The organism is Candidatus Streptomyces philanthi (assembly GCF_059553635.1).
In genome coordinates this window covers 1-3,738 of sequence record NZ_JCANQV010000428.1, presented here as the reverse complement: position 1 = coordinate 3,738, position 3,738 = coordinate 1, and the positions used below count along the sequence as shown (strand labels likewise).

Below are 3,738 nucleotides of genomic sequence, written 5' to 3'. Positions count from 1 at the left end.
GCGGCCGCCAGGACGACACCGGTCCCGCCGCGGTCGCCGGGCCGCAGCCCCGCCTCGGCCAGCCGCCTCTCCAGGGCGGCCGTCAGCAGCGGGGACGGGCCGAGCACACCGGCCTGGTGGACGGTCAGCCGCGGCAGCCGCGCGGTGGCCTCCCGCAGCACCGCCGGAACGTCCGTCCGCGCGTGGAAGGCGCGGGTCAGCAGCAGCGGCAGCGCCACCACCTCGCGCACGCCCTCGTCCGCCAGCCGTTCCAGCGCGCGGGGCACGCTCGGCGCGTTGAAGTCGAGATGACCGGCCTCGACACGCAGGCCGGGCCGCAGCGACCGGACCCGCGCGCAGAGCGCGGCGACGGTCTCCGCGTGCCGGGGGTCGCGGCTGCCGTGGGCGATGACCAGGAGGGCGGGGGGAGTGCGCATGGGTCTCAGTTCTTCACCAGCAGGCCCCGGCCGCGCAGCACCCGCCGCTCGATCGGAGCGAAGATCAGCAGTTCGATACCGATGCCGACGACCAGGATCAGCCAGATCGCCGCCAGCACCCAGGACATGTCCTGCAACTCGCGCCCCTGCTCCAGCAACTGGCCCAGACCGGTGCCCAGATCGGGCGCGTTGACGATGAGTTCCGCGGCCATCAGCGAACGCCAGGAGAACGCCCAGCCCTGCTTCAGCCCCGCGAGATAGCCGGGCAGCGCGGCCGGCAGCAGCACATGCCGCACCCCGGCCGGGCCGGTCGCCCCGATGGTGCGGCCGGCCCGCAGATACAGGGGAGAGATCTGGTCCACCCCGGCGACCAGGCCGTTGGCGATGGAGGGGACGGCGCCCAGCAGCACCACGGCGTAGATGGTGGCGTCGCTCAGCCCGAACCAGATGATCGCGGCCGGCACCCAGGCCACCGAGGGCAGCGACTGGAGGCCGCTGAGGATCGGCCCGATCGCCGCCCTGACCGCCCGGACGCGGGCGACGACGAGACCGAGGGCCGTACCGAGCACGACCGAGGCGAGGAAGCCGAGCGCACCGCGCGAGACGCTGGTCCACACGAAGTCCAGCAGGGTGCCCTCCAGCCACTTCTGCTGGAGGGACCGGAAGACGTCGAGGGGACTGGGCAGCAGATAGTGCGGCTTGAGCTCGACGTGGTAGGCCAGCTGCCACAGCCCGAGGACGATGGCGAAGGCGATGAGCGGCGGCCCGGCCTTGGCGGCGAGGGCCCGCAGCCACGGCTGCCGGTCGGCGACGCTGGACTCCAGGGCGTCGAGCCCGGCCTCAAGACCGGCGAGGTCCCCGCCGGGCGCGGCGGACCCGTCGCGGACCTTCGTACCGGGGTCTCGGTCCGCGGTGCCCTCGTCCTCGGCGCGCGACCCGCCGCCCGTCCGGTCGTCGGTGTCAGTGCTGGCCATGACGGCGGATCTCCCCCCGCAGCTGTTCGGTGATCTCGACGGAAAGGTCGGCGACCGCGGCGTCCTCGATACGGCGCGGCTGCGGGATGTCCACCCGCCACTCGCGGGCGACCCGGCCGGGACGGGAGGACAGCAGCACCACCCGCTGGGCCAGCCGTACCGCCTCGCGGACGTTGTGCGTGACGAAGAGGACCGACAGCCCCTGCCCGGTGCCGCTCGTGTTCGACGCCTGCCAGATACGGGTCAGTTCGTCGTGCAGGACATCGCGGGTGATGGCGTCGAGGGCGGCGAACGGCTCGTCCATCAGCAGCAGCCGGCTGTCCTGGGCGAGGGCGCGGGCCATGGCGACGCGCTGGCGCATACCGCCGGAGAGCTGGTGCACCCGCTTGCCGTGCGCGCCCTTGAGGCGGACCAGGTCGAGCAGCCGCTCGGCCTCCGCGCGGCGTTCCGCGCGCGGCACCCCGCGCAGCCGCAGCGCCAGTTCCACGTTGCGGCCCGCGGTCAGCCACGGGAACAGCGCGTGCTCCTGGAACATCAGGGCCGGGCGGCCGCCGGGCGTGGTGATGGTGCCCGAGGTCGGTTCGTCGAGCCCGGCGACGAGGTTGAGCAGGGTGGACTTGCCGCACCCCGACGCCCCCAGAAGGCAGACGAATTCGCCCGGTGCGACGTCGATGCTGATGTCGTCGAGCACCTGCTGCCGGGCGCCGGGGCGGCCGAACGCCTTCGACACATGGTCGATGCGCGCGGCGTGGGGGGCCGCGACGGCGGGCGTGGCCGGGGCGGGGTGCTGGGTGAGGGGGGCCGTCATCGGTGTCACCTCCTGGGGACGGTGGTGCGGGAGGGGCTACTTGGTGCCGAGGCCGGCGTCGTCGACCGGCGCTCTGCCCTCGGCCTTGAGGACCTTGTTGAGCAGCCGCAGGTCGTAGATGCCCCGCAGGTCCGGCTTCTTCAGCAGCCCGGCCTTGACGGCGTTGTCCGCCTCCTGCCGCAGGGTGGCGGCCAGCGGATCGTCCGTGACGTCGATGTTCTTGAAGGCCGGGGTGACGATGTCGTCCGGCAGCGCCTTACCGGTGACGGCCGGGTCGGCGAGCTTGTCGTTGAGGGCCCGCCGTGCCTCGTCCGGGTGCGAGCGGATCCACGCGTTGGTGCGGACCGAGCCGCGCAGCACCGCCTCGACCGCCTTGGGATGTTCCTTGAGGAACCGCTGCGACACGATCACATTGGTGATGACGAACTTGCCGTCCTGCCACAGCGCCGTCTCGTCGAGCAGCCGCTTGCCGCCCGCCTTGACGAGCTTGGTCGCGGTGGGTTCCGGCACCCAGGCGCCGTCGATGCTGCCCTGCTCGAACGCGGTCGGCGTCACCTTGTTCTCGGTGCGCTGGACGGTGACATCGCCCTTGCCGGTGGTGGCGTCCACCCGGTAGCCGTGCTCGGCGAGGTAGTGGAGAAGGGCGACGTCCTGGGTGTTGCCCAGCTGCGGGGTCGCGATCGTTCTGCCCTTGAGGTCGTCCAGGCTCGTGATCTTCTTCGGGTTGACGACGAGCGAGACACCGCCCGACGCCGACCCCCCGACGATCTTCAGGCTCTTGCCGCGCGACGTGGTGTAGCCGTTGATCGCGGGGGAGGGGCCGATCCACCCGATGTCGATGGCACCGGAGTTCAGCGCCTCGATCTCGGCGGGGCCCGCGTTGAAGACGGAAGCGCGGACCTTGGTGCCGCCCAGCTCCTTCTGGAAAAAGCCGCGCTGGAGTCCGACGAGAGGAGTGGCGTGCGTGGTGTTGCCGAAGAACCCGATCTTCACGGTCTCCAGCCCGTCGGTTCTGGGCCCCTGGGCGGGCACCTCGACGGCGGTGTTCTTCTTGGCCTGCGAACCGTAGCCGCAGGCACCCAGGGCGCCCATCAGCAGCGGGACGGTGGCGGCTGCCACCAGGAGACGGTGACGAACGGCAGGCACGGGAGGTGTTCCTCTCGTAGGACCGGAAGTGCGCGGCTAGGGCGCGCCCGGCACAGCGGCGGGTCTTCGGAAGAGCGGGGGTGCGGGCACGGCGGTGTGCGGGGACACCGCGCGCATCGGCCCGCACCGCCTGGCGGCGTGCGGGGTCAGCACGCACATCGGCCGACACCGCCCTGGCCGCTCCCGAGGGCGCCGCTGCCGATGCGGCCGCCCTCCTTCGCGAAGGTCGAGAACACGTCCCGGTGCATGGTCAGAAATCCCAGCCCTCGTCGTCCGCCTCGGGCTTCTCCTGTGCCTCCGTGGCCGCGAAGGCGTTGCCGGTCATGCCGGCGGTGAGGGTGGTGCCGTCGGTGGGGTCGATGAGGAGGAAGGAGCCGGTGGTGCGGGAGTGGGT

General features: G+C 72.4%; 4 protein-coding genes. All 4 read right to left on the bottom strand.

Annotated features, from left to right (window positions below; genetic code table 11):
* A partial coding sequence (locus AC51EU_RS28395) for a sirohydrochlorin chelatase (protein ID WP_496269951.1) occupies nucleotides 1-416 on the bottom strand: 416 nt, incomplete at its 3' end.
* A gap of 5 nt (nucleotides 417-421) precedes the next feature.
* Entirely contained in the window at nucleotides 422-1,390 is a 969-nt protein-coding gene (locus tag AC51EU_RS28390) for an ABC transporter permease (protein WP_496269950.1), read from the bottom strand.
* Nucleotides 1,377-2,198, bottom strand: coding sequence for an ABC transporter ATP-binding protein (locus tag AC51EU_RS28385; RefSeq protein ID WP_496269949.1), 822 nt, complete (start codon nucleotides 2,196-2,198; stop codon nucleotides 1,377-1,379). Before AC51EU_RS28385 ends, AC51EU_RS28390 begins: the two co-directional genes overlap by 14 nt.
* A 36-nt stretch (nucleotides 2,199-2,234) precedes the next feature.
* Complete coding sequence (locus AC51EU_RS28380) at nucleotides 2,235-3,344, bottom strand: aliphatic sulfonate ABC transporter substrate-binding protein (protein ID WP_496269948.1); 1,110 nt, start codon at nucleotides 3,342-3,344, stop codon at nucleotides 2,235-2,237.
* Nucleotides 3,345-3,738: the final 394 nt, after the last annotated feature.